The 21,025-nt window shown below is 62.6% G+C and carries 18 protein-coding genes and 1 pseudogene; 12 read left to right on the forward strand and 7 right to left on the reverse strand.

From position 1 onward, the window contains the following. Window positions 1-99: 99 nt before the first annotated feature. From FJV77_RS03770 to FJV77_RS03795, 6 genes and pseudogenes are all read left to right on the forward strand, one after another. Window positions 100-471: a CrcB family protein gene (locus tag FJV77_RS03770; protein WP_246691142.1), complete on the forward strand. Its 372-nt coding sequence runs from the start codon at window positions 100-102 to the stop codon at window positions 469-471. Further along, a complete protein-coding gene (locus tag FJV77_RS03775; RefSeq protein WP_142865538.1) occupies window positions 468-806 on the forward strand; it encodes a DUF190 domain-containing protein in 339 nt (112 codons plus the stop codon). Before FJV77_RS03770 ends, FJV77_RS03775 begins: the two co-directional genes overlap by 4 nt. 63 nt (window positions 807-869) lie before the next feature. Beyond that, window positions 870-1,850 carry an RluA family pseudouridine synthase gene (locus tag FJV77_RS03780; RefSeq protein ID WP_142865539.1) on the forward strand — a complete coding sequence of 327 codons (981 nt, stop codon included), beginning with the start codon at window positions 870-872 and terminating at the stop codon, window positions 1,848-1,850. Window positions 1,851-1,852: 2 nt separating this feature from the next. Continuing rightward, window positions 1,853-1,960 (forward strand): annotated as a pseudogene (locus tag FJV77_RS03785) (EamA/RhaT family transporter); the annotation flags it as partial. A 160-nt stretch (window positions 1,961-2,120) separates the two neighbouring features. Next, window positions 2,121-2,912, forward strand: a complete 792-nt coding sequence (locus FJV77_RS03790; protein WP_142865540.1) for an ATP12 family chaperone protein — start codon at window positions 2,121-2,123, stop codon at window positions 2,910-2,912. 180 nt (window positions 2,913-3,092) lie between these two features. Then, window positions 3,093-4,979 (forward strand): MFS transporter, encoded by a 1,887-nt coding sequence (locus FJV77_RS03795; RefSeq protein WP_142865541.1) that lies wholly within the window; start codon window positions 3,093-3,095, stop codon window positions 4,977-4,979. Between the two features lie 96 nt (window positions 4,980-5,075). Here FJV77_RS03795 and FJV77_RS03800 read toward each other — a convergent pair whose 3' ends face one another. After that, complete coding sequence (locus tag FJV77_RS03800; protein WP_142865542.1) at window positions 5,076-5,273, reverse strand: DUF2735 domain-containing protein; 198 nt, start codon at window positions 5,271-5,273, stop codon at window positions 5,076-5,078. Window positions 5,274-5,591: 318 nt separating this feature from the next. On the opposite strand from FJV77_RS03800, the gene FJV77_RS03805 reads away from it, so the two are divergent. Then, window positions 5,592-6,632, forward strand: coding sequence for a glutamine synthetase beta-grasp domain-containing protein (locus FJV77_RS03805; RefSeq protein WP_142865543.1), 1,041 nt, complete (start codon window positions 5,592-5,594; stop codon window positions 6,630-6,632). A gap of 140 nt (window positions 6,633-6,772) precedes the next feature. Here FJV77_RS03805 and glnA read toward each other — a convergent pair whose 3' ends face one another. Continuing rightward, a complete protein-coding gene (glnA, locus tag FJV77_RS03810; protein WP_142865544.1) occupies window positions 6,773-8,182 on the reverse strand; it encodes a type I glutamate--ammonia ligase in 1,410 nt (469 codons plus the stop codon). A 58-nt stretch (window positions 8,183-8,240) separates the two neighbouring features. Further along, the gene (locus tag FJV77_RS03815; protein WP_006205430.1) at window positions 8,241-8,579 is read right to left on the reverse strand and encodes a P-II family nitrogen regulator; all 339 of its coding nucleotides are present in this window, start codon (window positions 8,577-8,579) and stop codon (window positions 8,241-8,243) included. 370 nt (window positions 8,580-8,949) lie between these two features. On the opposite strand from FJV77_RS03815, the gene FJV77_RS03820 reads away from it, so the two are divergent. After that, window positions 8,950-10,473 (forward strand): NAD(P)H-hydrate dehydratase, encoded by a 1,524-nt coding sequence (locus FJV77_RS03820; protein ID WP_142865545.1) that lies wholly within the window; start codon window positions 8,950-8,952, stop codon window positions 10,471-10,473. Continuing rightward, window positions 10,470-12,470: a hypothetical protein gene (locus tag FJV77_RS03825; protein ID WP_142865546.1), complete on the forward strand. Its 2,001-nt coding sequence runs from the start codon at window positions 10,470-10,472 to the stop codon at window positions 12,468-12,470. The genes FJV77_RS03820 and FJV77_RS03825 overlap by 4 nt, the downstream gene beginning before the upstream one ends. 9 nt (window positions 12,471-12,479) lie before the next feature. Here FJV77_RS03825 and FJV77_RS03830 read toward each other — a convergent pair whose 3' ends face one another. Together FJV77_RS03830 and FJV77_RS03835 are read right to left on the reverse strand one after the other, a co-directional pair. Further along, the gene (locus FJV77_RS03830) at window positions 12,480-13,382 is read right to left on the reverse strand and encodes a M48 family metallopeptidase (RefSeq protein WP_185970181.1); all 903 of its coding nucleotides are present in this window, start codon (window positions 13,380-13,382) and stop codon (window positions 12,480-12,482) included. A gap of 175 nt (window positions 13,383-13,557) precedes the next feature. Beyond that, window positions 13,558-15,090 (reverse strand): acyl-CoA carboxylase subunit beta, encoded by a 1,533-nt coding sequence (locus FJV77_RS03835; protein ID WP_142865548.1) that lies wholly within the window; start codon window positions 15,088-15,090, stop codon window positions 13,558-13,560. Between the two features lie 405 nt (window positions 15,091-15,495). Between FJV77_RS03835 and FJV77_RS03840 the strand changes: the two genes are divergently transcribed. Continuing rightward, window positions 15,496-16,932 carry a DEAD/DEAH box helicase gene (locus FJV77_RS03840; protein WP_142865549.1) on the forward strand — a complete coding sequence of 479 codons (1,437 nt, stop codon included), beginning with the start codon at window positions 15,496-15,498 and terminating at the stop codon, window positions 16,930-16,932. A 98-nt stretch (window positions 16,933-17,030) separates the two neighbouring features. On the opposite strand, the gene FJV77_RS03845 is transcribed toward FJV77_RS03840, so the two are convergent. Together FJV77_RS03845 and FJV77_RS03850 are read right to left on the reverse strand one after the other, a co-directional pair. After that, the gene (locus tag FJV77_RS03845; protein WP_142865550.1) at window positions 17,031-18,005 is read right to left on the reverse strand and encodes an alpha/beta fold hydrolase; all 975 of its coding nucleotides are present in this window, start codon (window positions 18,003-18,005) and stop codon (window positions 17,031-17,033) included. Window positions 18,006-18,203: 198 nt separating this feature from the next. Beyond that, complete coding sequence (locus tag FJV77_RS03850; protein ID WP_142865551.1) at window positions 18,204-19,025, reverse strand: SDR family oxidoreductase; 822 nt, start codon at window positions 19,023-19,025, stop codon at window positions 18,204-18,206. A gap of 216 nt (window positions 19,026-19,241) precedes the next feature. On the opposite strand from FJV77_RS03850, the gene FJV77_RS03855 reads away from it, so the two are divergent. Continuing rightward, window positions 19,242-20,276 (forward strand): cysteine synthase A, encoded by a 1,035-nt coding sequence (locus tag FJV77_RS03855; protein ID WP_142865552.1) that lies wholly within the window; start codon window positions 19,242-19,244, stop codon window positions 20,274-20,276. Continuing rightward, a complete protein-coding gene (locus FJV77_RS03860) occupies window positions 20,276-21,019 on the forward strand; it encodes an alanyl-tRNA editing protein (RefSeq protein ID WP_142865553.1) in 744 nt (247 codons plus the stop codon). Before FJV77_RS03855 ends, FJV77_RS03860 begins: the two co-directional genes overlap by 1 nt. The last annotated feature ends 6 nt before the right edge of the window (window positions 21,020-21,025 follow it).

The following is a 21,025-nucleotide window of genomic DNA, read 5'->3' on the forward strand; positions in this document are numbered from 1 at the left end:
GGAACGGACGCCGCCGCGGCAGGGCACGCGGCGCGCCTCATTGGCTGGCGTAAAACGAGTGAAACGGTTCGGATCTATGCTACCGTGGCAGCCGGCGGCATGATCGGCGGCGTGCTGCGGGCGCTTGTCTCATTGGCGAGCAATGCCTTGTGGGGCAGTGGATTCCCCTTCGGCACGCTCCTCGTGAACATTATCGGCTCATTCCTCATCGGCTTCTACGCGACATTGACGGGGCCGGAAGGCCGTGTCTTCGCCAGCCCGTTGCAGCGCCAGTTCTTCATGGCCGGCTTCTGTGGCGGCCTGACGACCTTTTCCGCGTTCAGCCTTGAAACGCTCATCCTCGCGCAAGGCGGGGACCTTGTGGCGGCGGGGCTCAATATCGCGATCTCCGTGGTGGCGTGGCTTGCCGCCGTCTGGCTTGGCCACATCTTTGCAATGCGCCTCAACCGACTGAGAGGATCCGGGCAATGAAAATACCGACACAGGCGCAATTGCTGCGCATATTCATCGGCGAGAACGACAGGGCAGACGGCCGTCCGCTGTATGAGGCAATCGTGCTCAAGGCCCGCGAAATGCAGGTTGCCGGCGCGACCGTCCTGCGCGGAGCGATGGGGTTCGGCCATTCCAGCCGGCTTCATACCACGAAGATCCTCCGTTTGTCAGAGGATCTGCCCCTTGTGATCGAGATCGTCGATGGCGAGGAAAAGATAGCCGCTTTCCTGCCAATACTTGAGACAATCATGACAAGCGGTCTGATCACGCTGGAGAAAGTTCAGGTTCTGCAATATGGAACCGACAACGAATGACCGAGTATGAGGTTGCGGGTGCCGGCGAATGCCGCTGCATGCCGCGGAACGGCGATTGGAATTATGGCAGGCGTTGAACAGATCACAGTGGAGGCCGGCGAGGCGGGCATGCGGCTCGATCGCTGGTTCAAGACCCATTTCCCCGGCCTCGGGTTCGGCCATCTGCAGAAGTTGCTGCGTTCCGGCCAGATCCGCGTCGATGGCGGTCGGGTCAAGGCTGACAGCCGTGTCGAGCCGGGCCAGGTGGTGCGCGTGCCGCCGCTCGAGGTCGACAAGAAGGGCGAGAGCGCGCTTACCGGTCACTCGATCCGCAACCAGGGCGACGCCGATGTACTGGCCAAGATGCTGATCCACGAGGACCCGAAGGTCTTTGTCTTCAACAAGCCGGCTGGCCTGGCCGTGCAAGGCGGCTCGGGTGTTACCCGCAATGTCGACGACATGCTGGAGGCATGGCGCAGCCAGAAGGGCGAGAAGCCGCGCCTTGTGCACCGGCTCGACCGCGACACGTCGGGCGTGCTGGTGGTTGCCCGCACCCGGCTTGCGGCGATGAAGCTCTCAGAGTCCTTTCGCGCACGCGAGACCAAGAAGACCTACTGGGCGCTAGTCAAGGGCGTGCCGCCCAAGCGCGAGGACAAGATCTCGACCTGGCTGATCAAGGAGCCGACCGAGGACGGTGATCGCGTGCGGGTGGCCGCCCATGGTGAAAAAGGCGCCGACCACGCCGTGTCCTACTACCGCATCATCGAGCAGGCGGCGCAGACGATGACCTGGCTGGAAATGGAGCCCTATACCGGCCGCACCCACCAGCTTCGCGTCCATGCCGCCTATATTGGCTGCCCGATCATCGGCGACCCCAAATATTTCGAGGCCGACACCAATTGGGATTTCCCTGGCGGCATTCAGAATCGCCTGCATCTGCATGCGCGCCGCATCGTCATTCCGCACCCGGACAAGGGCGTCATCGACGTCACCGCGCCGATGCCGCCGCATATGCGCCAGAGCTGGAACCTGATCGGCTTCGACGACGCCAGCGCGGAGGACTGACATTGGCTGTTGCCTCGGCATTGGACCGCCGCGACGCGGTCGATCTGGCGGCTGCTTCGATCATGGTCGGGCTGACCTTTTCCTGGGGGCTGAACTACGTTGCCGGTGAGGCGCCGACAGTCAGGATCTTCGTGGCGCTTGGGCTGATCGCGGTCGGCCTCATCATCGTCAATAGGCCGGCGCGCAAGCAGGTTTTGGCAAATTTATAGAGCATGATGTTGTCCGAAAACCGCTTCATACTTTTCGGCATCATGCTCTAAGGAGTTCGAGATGCGCGATATCCTCAACGACCTCGAAGCAGGCAAGCAACTGTCCGATCCGGATCCGGTGCGCCGCGCGCAGATCCAGATGAAGACGCATCTGCCGAAGCGTTTCTACAAGGACGTTTCCGTCGTGCCGGTGGACGACGGCTTTGCCGTGCATCTCGACGACAAGCCGGTGCGCACGCCGGGCAAAGCGTTGCTGGCGCTGCCGACCGAGAAGGCAGCACAGTTGGTAGCCGGCGAATTCGACGCGCAAGGTGAGACCATCGATCCCGTCACGATGCCGGTGCTGCGTCTGGTCAACACCGCCATCGACGGCGTCGCCAGCGACCCGCAGGCGGTGCTGGAGGACGTGTTGCGTTTCGCGTCGTCCGATCTGACCTGCTACCGCGCCGACGCGCCGCAGGGACTGGTCGAGCGCCAGAATGCGCATTGGGATCCGGTGATTGACTGGGCGCGCAGCGCGCTTGGCGCCCGCTTCAATCTTGCCGAGGGCATCATCCACGTCGAACAGCCGCGTGAAAGCATCGCCGTGCTCGGCGCTCATCTTGCCCAGCGCGCCGAGCCGCTGCGGCTCGCTGCCATCCATGTCATGACCTCGCTGACCGGGTCGGCGCTGCTGGCGCTTGCAGTCGACTACGGCGCGCTTGACGGCGAGGCGGCTTGGGCCGCCGGCCATGTCGATGAGGACTGGCAGATCGAGCACTGGGGCCAGGATGCCGAGGCGGTGGCACGCCGCTCGGCCCGCAAGCGTGATATGATGGGCGCCGTCAGCCTGCTGCAAGCGCTCAAGGCCTGATGTCAGGCTCAATGCCGCACTGCACCTAATACCAAAGTCATAAACCCAAGGTCGGTCTGCCTCCGGCTGCCGCTTTCTGTCATTTTTGCGCCGATGGCTGAGCTGAGTCCGCGTTCGGAGGGAACGTGGGCGTTGAAGCACAGCATCGAGGCAGACGGGATCTCACGGGAGGACATTTCCATGGCAATGGCATCGACCGCCGGCGGAAGCAGCCGAGGCATGACGCGGGAGGAGAAGAAAGTCATCTTCGCTTCTTCGCTCGGCACCGTTTTCGAATGGTATGATTTCTATCTCTACGGGGCGTTGGCGGCCGCGATCGGCGCCGCATTCTTCGCTTCATATCCAGAGGCGACCCGCAACATCTTCACGCTGCTGGTTTTCGCCGCCGGCTTCCTCGTGCGTCCGTTCGGCGCGCTGGTGTTCGGCCGCATCGGCGATCTCGTCGGCCGCAAATACACATTCCTTGTCACCATCACCATCATGGGCCTGTCGACCTTCCTGGTCGGCCTGCTTCCCGGTTCGGCGAGCTGGGGCATTGCGGCGCCCATTATCCTGGTTGGGTTGCGCATGCTGCAAGGCCTGGCGCTTGGCGGTGAGTATGGAGGTGCGGCGACCTATGTCGCCGAACATGCTCCCGACGACCGCCGAGGCTTCTATACGTCGTGGATCCAGACAACGGCCACGCTTGGCCTGTTTCTGTCGCTGATTATCATCCTGATCGTGCAGAATTCGCTGAGCAAGGAGGATTTCGCGGCCTGGGGCTGGCGTATTCCATTCCTGGTCTCGTCCATCCTGCTCGCCATATCGGTTTGGATTCGTCTGTCGCTCGCCGAATCGCCGACCTTCCAGCGGATGAAGGACGAGGGCAAGGGCTCCAAGGCGCCTCTGTCGGAAGCCTTCGGCCAGTGGAAGAACGCCAAGATCGCGCTTCTGGCGCTGCTCGGCCTCACCGCCGGCCAGGCCGTGGTCTGGTACAACGGCCAGTTCTATGCGCTGTTCTTCCTGGCCAATGTGCTCAAGGTCGATCCGCAGTCGGTCAACATCATGATCGCGATCGCGCTGGCGCTCGGCTCGATCTTCTTCGTCGTGTTCGGCTGGCTCTCCGACAAGGTCGGTCGCAAGCCGATCATCATGGCCGGTCTTGCGCTGGCGATCGTCACCACCTTCCCGCTGTTCAAAGCGCTGACCTGGGCCGCCAACCCGGCGCTCGCCACCGCGCAGCAGAACACGCGTGCCACGGTGACCGCCGCACCGGGAGACTGCAAGTTCCAGTTCAATCCGACCGGAACACGCAAGCCTCTCACTTCGTGCGATATTGCGACCGACTTCCTTGCCAAGAGCTCCGTGCCCTACGACATCGTCACGACGGCGGCACCGGGAACCGCGGCCAGTGTCAAGATTGGCACCGAAACGGTGGCGTCCTATGATGCGGTGGCAGCCGCGGACAAGGCGGCTTCAAACGATGCTGCTTTCAAGAAGGCAGTCAACCTCGCGCTTCAGGCCGGCGGCTATCCGTTGAAACGTGCTGCCGCCAAGGTTGCCGACCAAAAGCTCGACGCCTTTGTAGCGGCCAATCCCGAACTGAAACTCGACGCGGCAGCCATTCGCGCCGGCGAAAAAGCCAGTGTCCCGCTCGCCCAGGCGGTCAAGGACAAGGTGCTGACGGCAGATGACGCCGCCGGCGCCACCGACGTGACGGTCTACAGTGTTCCGGCGGCCGGTGCATTCTCGATGTTTGCCGACCCGGCAGCCGTCAACTGGGCAAAGGTCATCGGCATCCTGTTCATCCTGGTCGTCTATGTGACCATGGTCTACGGGCCGATCGCTGCGATCCTGGTCGAGATGTTCCCGACCCGCATCCGCTACACCGGCATGTCGCTGCCCTATCACATCGGCAATGGCTGGTTCGGCGGCCTGCTGCCGGCGATCGTGTTCGCGCTCAGCGCTTCCAAGGGCGATATCTATTACGGCCTCTGGTACCCGGTGGTGATCTCGGCGATGTCGCTGATCATCGGCATGATCTTCGTCAGGGATACGCTGGGAACCGACCTGCATACTAAGCAGTAGCCGACGGCGTGGTATCAAACAAAACCCGGCGCGAGCGATCGCGCCGGGTTTTTCAATGGTCAGACCTGCTTTTCAGCTGTTGGTCCGGGGAGACGGCTAGCTCTTGCGAGGCTGCTCGGCTTCCGCGATGGCGGCCTCGTGGTACCAGGCCTCGCCATAACCCAGGGGATGATCGCGCAATGAGGCAAGCTCTGCCGCGAACTTGGCCTTTACGCCTAAATTTGAGGCAGCTGCACGCGCTGCCATCGGGAACATCAGGATTTTTGCCGACGGACGGGCTGGCGTGATTTCCACTGTCGGTCTCCTTTCTTCTGGAGAGGCTTGTCGATTCATCTTTCCACGAAAGTAAGTCCTGCAATCCGTTTAGGCAAGATGCCTAAAGAAAGATCAGCATTTGCCTGTTATTTAAGCAAATTCCGTCTTTGATCGATCGCGGCGCATTGCTTAGACGGCTTGGCCGCATCGCTGGCAAAAATGGGCATTTTTGCCGCACCCCGCGCAGCGGAAATGGCACATGACTTGCATTTTATCGACCGGCAGCCGGCCTGCCGGATGGCTCGGCATGCGCCGGCGTTATCCAGCTTCGGTGATCAAGCAACGAGAGGCTCTAGAATGACGAAATACAAGCTCGAGTACATCTGGCTCGATGGTTACACCCCGGTCCCCAATCTGCGCGGCAAGACCCAGATCAAGGAGTTCGCCGAGTTCCCGACGCTCGAGCAGCTGCCACTGTGGGGCTTCGACGGTTCTTCGACGCAGCAGGCCGAAGGCCACAGCTCCGATTGCGTGCTGAAGCCGGTCGCCGTGTTCCCCGACCCGGCCCGCACCAATGGCGTGCTGGTGATGTGCGAAGTGATGATGCCCGATGGCGTGACGCCGCATGTCTCCAACAAGCGCGCCACCATCCTCGACGACGAGGGCGCCTGGTTCGGCTTCGAGCAGGAATATTTCTTCTACAAGGACGGCCGTCCGCTCGGCTTCCCCGAGAGCGGCTATCCGGCCCCGCAGGGCCCGTACTACACCGGCGTCGGCTACTCCAATGTCGGCCCGGTTGCACGCCAGATCGTCGAGGAGCATCTCGACCAGTGTCTCGCCGCCGGCATCAACCACGAAGGCATCAACGCCGAAGTGGCCAAGGGCCAGTGGGAATTCCAGATCTTCGGCAAGGGCTCGAAAAAAGCTGCCGACCAGATGTGGATGGCCCGCTATCTCTTGCAGCGCCTGACCGAAAAATACGAGATCGACATCGAGTATCACTGCAAGCCGCTCGGCGATACCGACTGGAACGGTTCGGGCATGCACGCCAACTTCTCGACCGCCTATATGCGCGAAGTCGGCGGCAAGGCCTATTTCGAAGCGCTGATGGCTCAATTCGACAAGAACCTGATGGACCACATTGCCGTCTACGGCCCCGACAACGACAAGCGCTTGACCGGCAAGCACGAGACCGCGCCGTGGAACCGCTTCAGCTACGGCATCGCCGACCGAGGCGCCTCGATCCGGGTGCCGCATTCCTTCGTCAACAATGACTACAAGGGCTACCTGGAAGACCGCCGCCCGAACTCGCAGGGCGACCCCTACCAGATCGCCTCGCAGATCCTGAAGACGATCGCGGAAGTTTCGACCAGCGCCCAGGTTTCGGCGGCTGCGTAAGCATTCGCTGAGGCGGAGACTTGGTCTCCGCCTCAGCCTGTTCTTCCGGTATCGGACGCCAGACGTCGGTCGTTTGGTCAAAGAAAAACCCCGGCGTCTGGACTGACGCCGGGGTTTTTCTTTACTTCGAGACTTGTCGCTCAGACCGAATAGTACATGTCGTATTCGACCGGATGCGGGGTCATTTCGAAGCGCATCACTTCGGCCATCTTCAGTTCGATGTAGCTGTCGATCTGGTCGTCGTCGAAGACGCCGCCGGCTTTCAGGAAGCCGCGGTCCTTGTCGAGGCTCTGCAGGGCTTCGCGCAGCGAACCGCAGACGGTCGGGATCTTCTTCAGCTCCTTCGGCGGCAGATCGTAGAGATCCTTGTCCATCGGCTGACCCGGGTGGATCTTGTTCTTGATGCCGTCGAGGCCGGCCATCAGCATGGCGGCGAAAGCGAGGTAGGGGTTCGCGCCCGGATCGGGGAAGCGGACCTCGACGCGCTTGGCCTTCGGCGAAGAGCCGAACGGAATGCGGCAGGAGGCCGAGCGGTTGCGCGCGGAGTAGGCGAGCAGCACCGGGGCTTCATAGCCAGGCACCAGGCGCTTGTAGGAGTTGGTCAGCGGGTTGGTGAAGGCGTTGATCGCCTTGGCATGCTTGATGATGCCGCCGATGTAGAACAGGCACGACTCCGACAGGCCGGCATATTCATTGCCGGCGAAGGTCGGCTTGCCGCCCTTCCAGATCGACTGGTGAACGTGCATGCCCGAGCCATTGTCGCCGAAGATCGGCTTCGGCATGAAGGTCGCCGTCTTGCCGTAGGCATTGGCGACCTGGTGCACGACGTACTTGTAGATCAGCATCTTGTCAGCGTTGCGGACCAGCGTGTCGAACTTGATGCCGAGCTCGTGCTGGGCGGCGGCCACCTCGTGGTGGTGCTTTTCGACGCGCACGCCCATTTCGGCCAGCACGGTCAGCATTTCGGAGCGCATGTCCTGCGCGCTGTCGATCGGCGGCACCGGGAAATAGCCGCCCTTGATACGCGGACGGTGGCCGAGATTGCCGGTCTCGTAGTCGGTGTCGTCGTTGGACGGCAGTTCGGTGGAGTCCAGCTTGAAGCCGGTGTTGTAAGGATCGGCCTTGTACTTGACGTCGTCGAAGACGAAGAACTCGGCTTCGGGGCCGACATAGATGGTGTCGCCTATGCCTTCCGCCTTCATGTAGGCCTCGGCCTTCTTGGCGGTGCCGCGCGGGTCGCGGTTGTAGGATTCGCCAGAGACCGGATCAAGGATGTCGCACAGGATGACCATGGTCGACTGGGCGAAGAACGGGTCCATGTGGACGGTGTCCGGATCGGGCATCAGAACCATGTCGGATTCGTTAATCGCCTTCCAGCCGGCGATCGAGGAGCCGTCGAACATGACGCCGTCGGCGAACATGTCTTCCTCGACCTCGATGACATCCATCGTCACGTGCTGCAGCTTGCCCTTCGGATCGGTGAAGCGCAGGTCGACGAATTTCACGTCGTTGTCCTTGATCTGCTTCATGATGTCTTTGGCTGTCGTCATGTCGTTTCTTCCCTGTGTGATGACGTTTCGAGGAGACGCTAATCTGAAATCAGAAAGCTCAGACGGCGTCCATACCCGTTTCGCCGGTGCGGATACGAACGACTTCCTCGATGTTGGAGACGAAGATCTTGCCGTCGCCGATGCGGCCGGTCTGCGCCGCCTTGCGGATGGCTTCGATCGCGCCTTCGACGGCGTCGTCGCCAAGCACGACTTCGATCTTCACCTTGGGCAGGAAGTCGACGACATATTCGGCGCCGCGATACAGTTCGGTATGGCCTTTCTGACGGCCGAAACCCTTGGCTTCGGTCACGGTGATGCCTTGCAGCCCGGCCTCCTGAAGCGCTTCCTTCACTTCGTCCAGCTTGAATGGCTTGATGATCGCTTCGATCTTTTTCATGTAAAAAGTGGCCTCCACTGCCAAAAAGACGGGTTGTGTGCCCCGCTTGCGCCTCCATCAAGCACGAACTGTGCCAATTTCAGCCCACGAGAAGCGGTTTCGCGCAATTCCAATGCCGCGCCGGGCCGGGATGCACATTCGCGTCATCCACTGCTTCGGAAGCGGCGCGGGTGTTCGGAGCCTACACATTGCTGCTGAAGGCGTCTGCACGATAATTAGGCAGATCGCGCATTTTGCGGGCGGCATGCATCGCGGCTTCCAAGGGATTGGCTGCACGCCAGCTCGGCGCCTGGCCGTTTGCTTCGAACTCGAAACTGGACAATGCTCGACCGGCACAAAGAGCCTTGAGCGAAATACGGATCGGCAATCCATGAGCAACGAAGTCTTGTCGCCGGCCGAGATGGCGGAGGCCGACCGGCTGGCGATCGCGGCCGGTCCGCTCGACGGCTATGGCCTGATGCAACGCGCCGGCGAGGCGGTCGCGGCGGTGGTGCTGGCGCGCTATCCCGCCGCAAGCCGTGTGCACGTGCTGTGCGGCCCCGGCAACAATGGCGGCGACGGCTATGTTGTGGCGCGGTTGCTTGGGGAAAGTGGTGTCGATGTCACGCTGTGGGTGTCCGGTGAACCGAGGGCAGGCAGCGATGCGGCGATTGCCACGGCCGAATGCTCGCTGGAGCGCCGGCCCCTGGCGACTTTCGTCGCTGAGCAGGGCTCGTTGATTATCGATGCTCTCTATGGCGCGGGGCTGTCCAAGGACCTCTCGGGTGATGCGGCGCGTGCCGTAGACATTGCCGCCGGCCTGTCTGTCGTTGCCGTCGATTTGCCTTCAGGTGTTTCCGGTGACAGCGGCCACATTCTCGGCACGGCGTTTCGTGCCGATATCACCGTCACATTCGCGCGCAAGAAACCGGGGCACCTGCTGTTGCCCGGTCGCGAGCGATGCGGCGAGATCGTTGTCGCCGATATCGGCATCGGCAACGGCATCATCGCGCAGGTCGCGTCGCGGACGTTGGAAAACAAGCCAATGTCCTGGCTCAGGGAGTTGCCCGTACCCACGGTCGACACGCACAAGTACAAGCGGGGCCATGTCGGGGTCTTTTCCGGCGGACCATCGGCGACGGGTGCGGCGCGGTTGTCAGCTCTTGCCGCAGCAAGAAGCGGGGCAGGGGCGGTCACCGTGCTGTCGCCGGGAAATGCCATGCAGGTCAATGCCGCGCATCTGACCTCGATCATGCTGCGCAAGACCGATGCTATCGAGGATGTGCACGACTTTCTCGGTGATCGCCGGTCGTCGAGCTTCGTGCTTGGCCCGGGTTTCGGTGTCGGTGACAAGGCGCGCGATTTCGCCCTCGCCGTGCTCGCCGGAAAACGGCAAGAGGGTGGTGTCGAGGGGCTGGTGCTTGATGCCGACGGCATCACGTCGTTCCGCAACGCGGCCTCAACGCTGTTCGAGGCGGCCAGCAGGCCGGATGCGCCAGCACTGGTCATGACGCCGCATGAGGGTGAGTTCGGCCGGCTGTTCCCTGATATCGCTGATGACAAAAGCCTGTCCAAGCTCGCCAGCGCGCGCGCGGCGGCGGCGCGCGCCAATGCCACTGTCATCTACAAGGGCGCCGACACGGTGATCGCGGCACCCGACGGTCGGGCGGCGATCAACAGCAATGGCGCGCCATGGTTGGCTACTGCCGGGTCGGGCGATGTGTTGGCAGGCATGATTGCCGGGCTCTTGGCGCAAAGCATGCCATGCTTCGAAGCAGCCTGCGCCGCAGTCTGGATCCATGCAGAAGCCGGCAGCCGCTTCGGTCCGGGGCTGATCGCCGAGGATCTGCCGCTGGCGCTGGTTCCGGTGCTGCAGGAGCTGGTCGAAGCCCGGCAGAAAGTGCCGATCGGATGAGGCATTTCGCGTTCGTCCTCGCGGCCGTCATGGCGCTGTTCGCGTCGCATGGCGTGCGCGCCGAGCAGCCGGTGACCATCGTCGACGATCCGGCGGTGCTCGCCGCCCTCGATGCCAAGGGCTTTGGCTTCTCAGGCCTATTTGCCGTCGACGGCGACGACGATCTGAAGACCCTCTACAACGAGGCGCCGGCCTATCATGCTGTTGTCGACATGGTGGCGGCCGATGTTGCCAAACTGCGGGCCGAGATGAAGGCCGGCGGGCGCATGCTCCATGAGGTGACCGACGGCAATGTCGGCCGCATCATGGACATGCGCTGGCTGAAGACTGAAGCCGCGCGCTTCCGGCTGGTCGGTGTCGTCAACCGGCTCGACCGGCGCGATTTCGCTTCCCTGTCGGGCGATAAAAGCTGTGGCGAGGTGCGCTTTATCTATCGTCTTGCCTATAGTTTTCGCAAGAACGGCAAGGTTCTGGCCTCGCGGCTGCCGTTCAACTTCAACGCCGTCTACAGCGTGGCGCCCGATGCCGATGGCGGTTGTGTCGGCGTTGCCGGGCGCTGGACGCCGCAGCTCGATGAAAACGTCGATGCCGGCTGGCTGGCCGGCGGGCCGCTGGAACCGGAGGAACTGACTTTCAAGCAGCTCGAGCTCAACGCGCAGGTGGTGCGCTTTCCCTCGGGGCAGGAGACCGAGTTCGGCGGGCAGGCGGCCTACCTCATGCGGATCTTTGGCATCGATGGCGCCACCGTCGTCGAGAAGCCGCTGGAGAATACGCCTGACACCGCGCGGCTCGCGGACGATGCGGCACTGAAGAAAAGGCTCGCCGATTATGTCAGCGCCAATGTCGCGGCGGTCGATCTCGGCGTCTACGAAATCCCCGACGAATTCCTGGCGAAGAAGATCATCTCGTGGTCGACCTTCGGCAGCGCGAGACAGGCCAATCATCCGTTTACCCCACTGTTCCAGCCAGCGGATTTCGCCGGCCTCGACTATGCAGCGCTGAAACTGGTGCGCACACCGGAGGCGCTGGTCGAACGGCTGGACAATGGCGCCTGCCATGGCTGCCACCAGGCAGGCTCGACCGCCGGCTTTCATTTCATCGGCCTCGACGACAAGACGACGTCACCGCTCAACCGCATTGAGGTCGGCATCTCGCCGCATCTCCATGCCGAGATCCCGCGGCGCGAAGCCTGGTTGCGCGCAACGCAGGAGGGAAAGGAGCCGAACCGGTATAGGCCGCTGTCCTTCGCGCCGCCGGCGACGTGGACAGATACCGGTGATGTCGACTATGCGCCCGCCGAGATGGCGATGCCGTGCCTGATGCCGAACGATGGCAAGCGCTTCGGCGCGACCTGGCAATGCGGCGGCGGCACCGTCTGCACGCCGCTGGCGACCGTATCAGGCGTGCGCACCACGTTGGCGCAGTGTCTGCTGCCGAAGGACAGCCCAAAGATGTTTTCCGGCCATCCCTGCCTGACCGGCTCGATCGCCAGCAACGCGTCGCAGCCTTTCAACGACCGCTACAAGATCACCGGCCAGTTCGCAGCCTTCGCGCCGACCTTTTCGCGAACCGCCTACACCTGCCGGCCGCCGAAGATCGGCGTGCCGGCGGGCATTGCTTACCGCGCCTGCGACGACAAGGACCGCAGCTTCGCCGCCTTCAAGGCGGGAAAGCCGATGCCGGATGAAATCTGCGGCCTGGTCGGCGGCAAAAAGTTCGACACTTGCGTGGCGACCAACAATTTCGATCAGTGTCTCGGCGGCGCGGTCAACCGCGGCAACCGGCCGGCATGCTCGGCCGATCATTTCTGCCGCGAGGATTACATGTGCCAGTCACTGCCGTCGGATACGCCGGGCGCCGCCAAGGTGAAAGGCATCGGCTTCTGCTCGCCGACCTATTTCATCTTCCAGATGCGCATCGACAACCACGCGACACCCTGGGCGAGTGCCACCGATGCTACCAGGGATGCTGGGTTCGGCGCGGCGGAAGAGGAGTAGGCTCCTAGCTCAGCGCTGGAGATAGTCTTCTGTCTCAGCGGTCCATTTGGCATTGAATTCCGCGATATGCCGTTCGGCGGCACTCGAAGTCACCAGCGTCGAGAGGGCGGTTGCCGCTATCGGGTTCAGATCGGGCGGCTCGGCATAGCCAAGCGCGGCCAGCCTTTGCGCCCATGATGGATGGGTGGATTTTTCGCGCTGCGGGCTTTCCCACGCCTTGCGGGCAAAGGCATTCAGGCAAGCGGGCTCGCGCAACTCTCCGGCGGTGCCCAGGAGCCGATCGAGCAGCGGTCGTGGCGCACGTAGCGCACCCCGCAACTCGTGTTCCAGGGGATCATAGACCTTTTCTTTGAAATGCGTGTCCGCGGCGCCGATGAGCAACAGAGCGCGGGCAGCTTGAGCCGCATCGCCGGAGGATGCCGCGTGCCGGTCCGCCTTGATTTCAGCATCGCGCGACAGCCGGATGGTTTCCCGTTCCAGGGATTGCGACAGCCAGCCGATTGCGGCGTATAGCAGACTGCCGGTAATCGTAGCACCGGGCGGGGCGTACTCGAAGACAAATCCGAAACCGTTTTCGAACTCAGCCAGATTGAGGCTGCCATTGGTGTCTTTGTTGCGCACATGCGCGTCCTCATGGGCGAGGATGGCGGCAAAGGCTGTCTCATCGGTTACGGCCAGCATGGGAATGCCGACGGTCAGGAACAGGCGGTTGCCGAGAAGGCCAAAAAGCGTGCGCTCTTCGTGCACGCTGGCATTCAGGTCGTCCTCTAGTACGACAACCGTCCGCGCTGCCCGGCGCGGCCCGGCGACGCTCCGCCAGAGCGCCCACAGGCCAGGCGCCTCCGCTTCGCTGATGCCCTTGACCTTGCTGCGCCGAAAGCCGGCAAACAATGTGCCGAACAGGAACGCCAACGCGGTGGTCGCGATCGGCATGGCGACGAAACCGCTGGCAATGAACCAGATCGGATGGCTGTCGAGCAGGGACATCCAGACGCAGAAAATGATGAGAGCGGGGACAACGAAAAGCAGGACCGCGAACCTGCCGAACCGCCGCCCGACGCTGATGATCAGTCGCGACATCGGTGGACTACAACGGAATGTTGTCGTGCTTCTTCCAGGGGTTCTGCATGTCCTTGTTGCGCAGCATCCTGAGTGCGCGGGCAATGCGGCGGCGGGTTGAGTGCGGCATGATCACCTCGTCGACGTAGCCGCGTTCGGCGGCGACGAAGGGTGACAGGAAGCGATCCTCGTAAGCCTTTGTATGCACTGCGATCTTCCCGGCATCGCCGATATCCTTGCGGTAGATGATCTCGACCGCGCCCCTGGCGCCCATCACCGCGATCTGCGCCGTCGGCCAGGCATAGTTCATGTCGCCGCGCAGATGTTTTGAGGCCATCACGTCATAGGCGCCGCCATACGCTTTGCGGGTGATGACGGTGATTTTCGGCACGGTCGCTTCGGCATAAGCGAACAGCAGCTTGGCGCCATGCTTGATCAGGCCGCCATATTCCTGCGCGGTGCCAGGCAGGAAGCCGGGGACATCGACAAAGGTGACGATGGGAATGGAAAAACAGTCGCAGAAGCGCACGAAGCGCGCCGCCTTGCGGCTGGCGTCGGAATCGAGCACGCCGGCCAGCACCATCGGCTGGTTGGCGACGAAGCCGACCGTGCGGCCCTCGACGCGGCCGAAACCGGTGACGATGTTTTTGGCAAAGCTCTGCTGGATCTCGAAGAAATCGCCTTCATCGGCAACCTTCAGGATCAGCTCCTTGATATCGTATGGCTTGTTGGCGTTGTCCGGGATCAGCCGGTCGAGCGACAAATCGTGATCGGTGACCGACTGGTAGCATTCGATCTCGGGAAGCTCCGACGTGTTGGAGGCCGGCAGCAGATCGACCAGCCGGCGCATCTGCAGGAGCGCCTCAACGTCATTGTCGTAGGCGCCGTCGGCGATCGAGGATTTGGTCGTGTGGACGGAGGCGCCGCCAAGGCTCTCGGCGGTCACCGTCTCGTTGGTGACGGTTTTGACCACATCCGGTCCGGTGACGAACATGTAGGAGGTGTCGCGGACCATGAAGATGAAGTCGGTCATGGCGGGCGAATAGACGTCGCCGCCCGCGCACGGGCCCATGATCACGGAAATCTGCGGAATGACGCCCGAGGCCAGCACGTTGCGCTGGAAGATTTCGGCATAGCCGCCAAGGGCCGCCACGCCTTCCTGGATGCGGGCGCCGCCGGCGTCATAGAGGCCGATGATCGGCGCCCGGTTGCGCAGCGCCATCTCTTGCACCTTGATGACCTTCTCGGCATGCGCTTCCGAAAGCGAGCCGCCGAACACGGTGAAGTCCTTGGCGAAGAGATAGACCGGACGGCCGTTGACTGTGCCCCAGCCGGTGACGACGCCGTCGCCGGCGATCTTGGTCTTCTCCATGCCGAAATCGGTCGAGCGATGCTCGACATACATGTCGAATTCCTCGAACGAGCCTTCGTCGAGGAACACCTCGATGCGTTCGCGCGCCGTGAGCTTGCCCTTCTTGTGCTGGGCGTCGATGCGCGCCTTGCCGCCGCCCATGCGGGCGATGTCCCGGCGGCGCTCGAGTTCCTTCAGCACGTCCTTCATCGCTCGGTCCCCAGAAATGGAAGCTGTGTTTGTGGTAATGATGCCTGCAGGCGCGCGCAAGCGCCGCTTTCGCCCTCGATTTTGCTGCGCTGCAACATGACGCCTCTTGCATTCCGGGGCGAACTCAGCCATATGCAGCCCATAGGCGCTTGGGCCGGGAGATTCCGGCCTTCTCGACGAATGAGACTGGTTGCGTCTGTTTTCCCTCTTTCCGTTAAATCGACTTTAGGTCGATCGGCAAGGTGGCGAAAAAGCCCCGTGGCATGATGCCTGCGGGCACGACAGCGCAGCCGAGCGGACGTCATCGTCCGCCCGCCTTGTCGTTTCATATCAATTTACTCGACAGCAGGTTGCGCCCTGCCGCGTCGATGTTTGCGGCCATCGGCCGCGTGAAAGAAGACTATTTTGACCAACGAAAACAATCTTGCCGGCAACACCATCTCGACCGGCAACACTGCGGAACTCGCCGGTTTCGCAGCCCTTGGAATTAGCGGCGCGCTGCTCAAGGCGACGCATGGCGCCGGCTTCACCGAGCCGAAGCCGATCCAGATGCAGGCGATCCCGCCGCAGATGGAAGGCCGCGATATCTTCGGCATCGCCCAGACCGGCTCCGGCAAGACCGCGGCCTTCGCGCTGCCGATCCTGTCGAAGATCATCGCGCTCGGCACCAAGCGCCGGGCCAAGACCACCCGTGCGCTGATCCTGGCGCCGACGCGCGAACTCGCCGTACAGATCGAGGACACCATCAAGATCCTCGCCAAGGGCGCGCATGTCTCGACCGCTCTCGTGCTTGGCGGCGTCTCGCGCTTCAGCCAGGTGAAGAAGGTCGCTCCCGGCGTCGACATCCTGATCGCCACGCCCGGCCGCCTGACCGATCTGGTCCGCGAAGGTGACCTAATCTTATCCGACACCAAATGGCTCGTGCTCGACGAGGGCGACCGCATGCTCGACATGGGCTTCATCAACGACGTCAAGCGCATCGCCAAGGCGACCGCGCCCGACCGTCAGACGGTGCTGTTCTCGGCCACCATGCCGAATGAAATCGCCGAGCTGGCGAAGGGCCTGTTGAAGAACCCGATCCGCGTCGAAGTCGCGCCGCAAAGCACCGCGGCAGCCGAGATCGTCCAGGGTGTCGTCTTTGCCCGCACCAAGCAGAAGCGCCAGGTGCTGTCGACGATGCTCGCCGACGCGGCGATGAAATCTGTCATCATCTTTTCGCGCACCAAGCATGGCGCCGACCGAGTGACCAAGGACCTCGAGCGCGACGGCTTCAAGGCCGCCGTCATCCACGGCAACAAGTCGCAGAACGCCCGCCAGAAGGCGCTCAACGATTTCCGCGAGGGTTCGGTGCGCATTCTCGTGGCGACCGATATCGCGGCGCGCGGCATCGACGTCCCCGGCATCAGCCATGTGGTGAATTTCGATCTGCCGGACGAAGCCGAAAGCTATGTCCACCGCATCGGCCGCACTGGCCGCAACGGCATGGACGGCATTGCGATCACGCTTTGCGATCCTTCGGAAAACAGCAAGCTGCGCCAGGTCGAGCGCATCATCCGCAGCAAGCTGCCGATCGTTGCTGACCATCTCGGCAGCCCCGATCCGGTGCGCAATCCGGCTGAAAAGAACGAGCGCTTCGAGCCGGCCAACGATCGCAACGACCGCAATGGCCGTCGCGACGGCAGGCGCCCCGGTGGCCAGAACAACGGCTTCGGCAAGAAGCGCTTTGGCGACAAGCCGGCCTTTGCAGGTGCAGGCGAGCGCAAGCCGGAAGGCGCCAAGCCCTTCAAGGGCAACAACAAGCGCCGCTTCGGCGGCAAGCGGCCTGCGGCGCGGGCTGCTTGATCGGACAATCGGCCAGGCGCGTCGCGCCTGGCTTGATTGCTGACTGTAGAAATGAGGACGGACCGAGCAATGCTTCGGCCGTCCTTTTCGTTTTGCGGCTACTCGGTAATTGCCTTCACCCAAACGACAATCCGCTGCGCCAGGAATGCCGTGGTCGACGGCGACAACGCGTCGCCGGCGATGACGTGGTTGTCGGGATCGCCATTGTCGTCGACCGGCACCAGTTCGTGCGGTGCGCCCCAGCGGCCGGCGATCTCGCGGGTGCGGTCTTCCCGCACCACGCTGTCTGAATCCGAGAAGATGAAGAGAGCCGGTATCTTCGCTTTTTCCACCGGTGCTGCGTAGGCAAGCTCGGTCAATGCTGCCATCGGCAGTACGGCCGCCATCGGATAGGTGTGCGTCCAGAGTTTCTCGTGCAGCGCATTGCGCGTTGGAAAGCTGCGTTGTTTGCCGCCGACAAGCTCAGCGATCTGCCTGCCCCAGGGCATGGTCAGCAGTTCGGCGCCTGAAGCCCTGACGCCGAAATTCGGCGAGATGAACGCGATTGCGGCGACGCCGTCAGATGCGCCAGGCTCGGTCGCCGCCCATGCCGCCAGTGAGCCGCCGGTCGAGGTGCCGATGACGATCACCTTGTCGCCGATGGCCCGGCCGATGGCGAGCGCCTCCTCATAGTCGTTGATCCAGGCATTGACGCTGCCTTGCGCCATGGCGGTACCGTCCTGCCCATGGCCGGTGAGGCGGGTGTAGAGAAGGTTGGCGTCGAGCTGGTCGGCGACCTCGTCGGCCAACGGGCGAACCTCGCCCTTCGATGCCGAAAACCCGTGGATATAGACGATCGCCACCGGCGTCCTGGCGTGAACCATCGGGTCGGCCCAGATGATTTCTTTCTCGAGCCCGTCGCGGATGTTGGGGACGGCCGCTTCTTCGCGCGCGAGATAGGCCTGCGGATCGTCGCCGATCACTTTGGGATCGAAACGGATCGTGGTGTCGACGGGAACGCGCGGACCAAGCAGGAAGGCCAGGACAAGGATGACGATGACGCCCAGCACCGCAAGCACGATCCGTCGCCCCATCGCAGACTCCACGCAACAAATCTCAACCTATGGCGGCTATTGCGCCCGAGCAACAGCCGGCCTGTGGACAGCTAGAGCGTTTCACCGTTTCACGGAAACGGCGAACCGCTCTATCTCTTTTTTGTTTTGCGCAATTCCCAAGGGCAAGCGCTACGCGCTTCTCCCGGGAAAACCGCTCACACTTTTCCTGGAATTGCTCTAGTCGTTCGGCGGCTTGCGATCGAAATTCAGTGGTCGCCCAGTCCAGCGGGTCGCCGTGCTGATGAACCAGCGGCAGACGGGCCTCGGCAGCAGCGCCAGCAGCTTCAGCCCCCAGCTCAATCGGCGCGGGAAAGTGACCTCGAAGCCGCCGGTTTCGATGCCGCGCAGCATGCGTCGCGAGGCGCGGTTGACCGGCATCAGTCCCGGCATCGGCAGCATGTTCTTTTCGGTCAGCGGTGTGTCGATGAAGCCCGGATTCATCACCTGGACGCGGACATTCATCTTGTCGAAATCGTATTTCAGCGACTCGGCCAGGATGTTGATCGCCGCCTTCGAGCCGCCATAGGCGGCCGTGGTCGGCCAGCCGAAATAGGCGGTCACCGAGCCGACAAGCACGATATGGCCGCGCGCGCGGATGCGCATGCGCTTCATCAGCGGGACGAGACCATTGATAATGCCGAAATAGTTGACCTCGAAGGACTGGCGAAAGTCGCGGACCCTGAGGTCTTCGCCGGGTGTGGCGATGTAGTTGCCGGCGTTGAAGACGGCGAGCACGATCGGGCCGAGATCCTTTTCGATCGCCGCCACATTGCTTGCCATGCGCGGCTCGTCGGTGACGTCGCAGGGATAGGCAACTACGCGTCCCGGCATCTGTGCCGTCTCGACGATGAGCGAGTCGATCGGATGCTCGTCAAGCGCGCTCACCGCGACGACAAAGCCCTTTGCCGCAAGATCCTTGGCCAGAGCGCGGCCGATGCCGCTGCTGCCGCCGGTGATCCAGGCGACGCCGTGCTTCGGGTTGGCCCGGTAAAGTGTCATTCTGCGCCCCGCCGATCTGTCATTAGTGCTCTAGCGGTGAAAAAATCGAATGAAAAGAGCGCTTTTTAGCACAAGGTTGAAATGATCGTCATCGCGCGCCATCCGGCGGCAGGAGATTGCAGTACCCGAAATGCGACTGGACCAGGCGAATTCTTGCCTTGAAACGCAAGCTTCGGGTTTCTAGGGTCTCGCCGCAGCTACATGAAGGAATCCCGGATGCCCCGTTCTGTGATCGAAGCGATCGGCAACACGCCCCTGATCCGCCTCAACAAGGCTTCTGAGCTGACCGGCTGCGAGATCCTGGGCAAGGCCGAGTTCATGAATCCGGGCCAATCGGTCAAGGATCGCGCCGGCCTGTTCATCATCCGCGACGCCGAACAGCGCGGGCTGTTGAAGCCGGGCGGCGTCATCGTCGAAGGTACGGCCGGCAATACCGGAATTGGCCTGACGCTGGTCGCAAAGGCGCTGGGCTATCGCACGGTGATCGTCATTCCCGACACGCAGAGCCAGGAGAAGAAAGACACGATCAAGCTGCTTGGCGCGGAATTGATCGAGGTGCCGGCGGTGCCTTACAAGAACCCCAACAACTATGTGAAACTGTCGGGGCGGCTGGCCGAGCAGATGGCGCGTTCCGAGCCCAACGGCGCGATCTGGGCCAACCAGTTCGACAATGTCGCCAATCGCGACGGCCATATCCGCACCACCGCGGAAGAAATCTGGACGCAGACCGGCGGCAAGGTCGACGGCTTCGTCTCGGCTGTGGGTTCGGGCGGCACGCTGGCTGGCGTCGCCTTCGGGCTGAAGGCCAAAAGCAAGGACGTCAAGATCGCGCTCGCCGATCCGCTCGGCGCCGCGCTCTATTCCTTCTACACCAGCGGTGAATTGAAGTCCGACGGCAGCTCGATCACCGAAGGCATAGGGCAGGGGCGCATCACGGCCAATCTCGAAGGGTTCACGCCGGACTTCTCGTTCCAGGTTCCGGATGAGGAGGCGCTGCCGATCGTCTTCGACCTGATCCAGGAAGAGGGCCTGTGCGTCGGCGGCTCGACCGGTATCAATATCGCTGGCGCGATCCGGCTGGCGCGTGAGCTTGGCCCCGGCCACACCATTGTGACCATCCTGGCCGACTATGGCACCCGTTATCAGTCGAAGCTGTTCAACCCGGAATTCCTGCGCGAGAAGAACCTGCCGGTGCCGGGCTGGATGGACGAGCGTAGCACAATTTCGGTGCCGTACGAGAAGGTTGCCTGATGGCGCACAAGACCGAAGCGCTGTTTCGCGACGACGCCTATCTGAAGACGGCCGAAGCCACGGTGGTCGCGATCAACGAGCGTGGCGGCATCATTCTCGACCGGACGATCTTCTATGCCACATCGGGTGGCCAGCCCGGCGATACCGGCACATTAGAGCGCGCCGACGGCAGCCGCATCGCTATTGCCGCCACCATCACCGGCGAGACCAAGGACGAGATCATCCATGTGCCGGCGCCGGAGCAGCCGGTGCCGGAGGTTGGCGAACGGATAAAACTCGCGATCGACTGGGAGCGGCGGCATCTGCTTATGCGCATGCATGCCGCCTGCCACCTGCTCACCGTCGTCTGTTCGTTTCCGATCACCGGTGCTTCGGTTTCCGAGGATGACAGCCGTGTCGACTTCGACGCTCCCGATGCCGGCTTCACCAAAGAGGATGTCACCGCCGGGTTGATGGAGCTGGTACGGGCCGATCATCCGATCTTCATCAGGCTGATCACTGACGAGGAACTGGCGGCGAATCCGGGCCTGGTGAAATCCAAGAATGTCCGGCCGCCGGTCGGCACTGGCAAAATCCGTCTGGTTTGCATCGGCGACGACGCTTCGGTCGACAGCCAGCCCTGCGGCGGTACCCACGTCAAAAGCACCGGCGAGATCGGCGAGATCCACATCGGCAAGATCGAAAAGAAGGGCCGCGAGAACCGGCGTTTTCGCATTCGCTTCGGACCGCTGCCGGCAGCTTGAACCAGA

It is taken from the genome of Mesorhizobium sp. WSM4306, from assembly GCF_007003975.1.
Lineage (GTDB): Bacteria > Pseudomonadota > Alphaproteobacteria > Rhizobiales > Rhizobiaceae > Mesorhizobium.

Excerpts from the sequence above, each read along its gene's own strand:
- FJV77_RS03825 (WP_142865546.1), top strand. The coding sequence starts at position 10,470 with ATGAGGCATTTCGCGTTCGTCCTCGCGGCCGTCATGGCGCTGTTCGCG.
- FJV77_RS03855 (WP_142865552.1), top strand. The coding sequence starts at position 19,242 with ATGCCCCGTTCTGTGATCGAAGCGATCGGCAACACGCCCCTGATCCGC.
- FJV77_RS03850 (WP_142865551.1), bottom strand. The coding sequence starts at position 19,025 with ATGACACTTTACCGGGCCAACCCGAAGCACGGCGTCGCCTGGATCACC.
- FJV77_RS03845 (WP_142865550.1), bottom strand. The coding sequence starts at position 18,005 with ATGGGGCGACGGATCGTGCTTGCGGTGCTGGGCGTCATCGTCATCCTT.
- FJV77_RS03795 (WP_142865541.1), top strand. The coding sequence starts at position 3,093 with ATGGCAATGGCATCGACCGCCGGCGGAAGCAGCCGAGGCATGACGCGG.
- FJV77_RS03815 (WP_006205430.1), bottom strand. The coding sequence starts at position 8,579 with ATGAAAAAGATCGAAGCGATCATCAAGCCATTCAAGCTGGACGAAGTG.
- FJV77_RS03770 (WP_246691142.1), top strand. The coding sequence starts at position 100 with ATGATCGGCGGCGTGCTGCGGGCGCTTGTCTCATTGGCGAGCAATGCC.
- FJV77_RS03790 (WP_142865540.1), top strand. The coding sequence starts at position 2,121 with ATGCGCGATATCCTCAACGACCTCGAAGCAGGCAAGCAACTGTCCGAT.
- FJV77_RS03805 (WP_142865543.1), top strand. The coding sequence starts at position 5,592 with ATGACGAAATACAAGCTCGAGTACATCTGGCTCGATGGTTACACCCCG.
- glnA (WP_142865544.1), bottom strand. The coding sequence starts at position 8,182 with ATGACGACAGCCAAAGACATCATGAAGCAGATCAAGGACAACGACGTG.
- FJV77_RS03835 (WP_142865548.1), bottom strand. The coding sequence starts at position 15,090 with ATGAAGGACGTGCTGAAGGAACTCGAGCGCCGCCGGGACATCGCCCGC.
- FJV77_RS03775 (WP_142865538.1), top strand. The coding sequence starts at position 468 with ATGAAAATACCGACACAGGCGCAATTGCTGCGCATATTCATCGGCGAG.
- FJV77_RS03780 (WP_142865539.1), top strand. The coding sequence starts at position 870 with ATGGCAGGCGTTGAACAGATCACAGTGGAGGCCGGCGAGGCGGGCATG.
- FJV77_RS03860 (WP_142865553.1), top strand. The coding sequence starts at position 20,276 with ATGGCGCACAAGACCGAAGCGCTGTTTCGCGACGACGCCTATCTGAAG.
- FJV77_RS03820 (WP_142865545.1), top strand. The coding sequence starts at position 8,950 with ATGAGCAACGAAGTCTTGTCGCCGGCCGAGATGGCGGAGGCCGACCGG.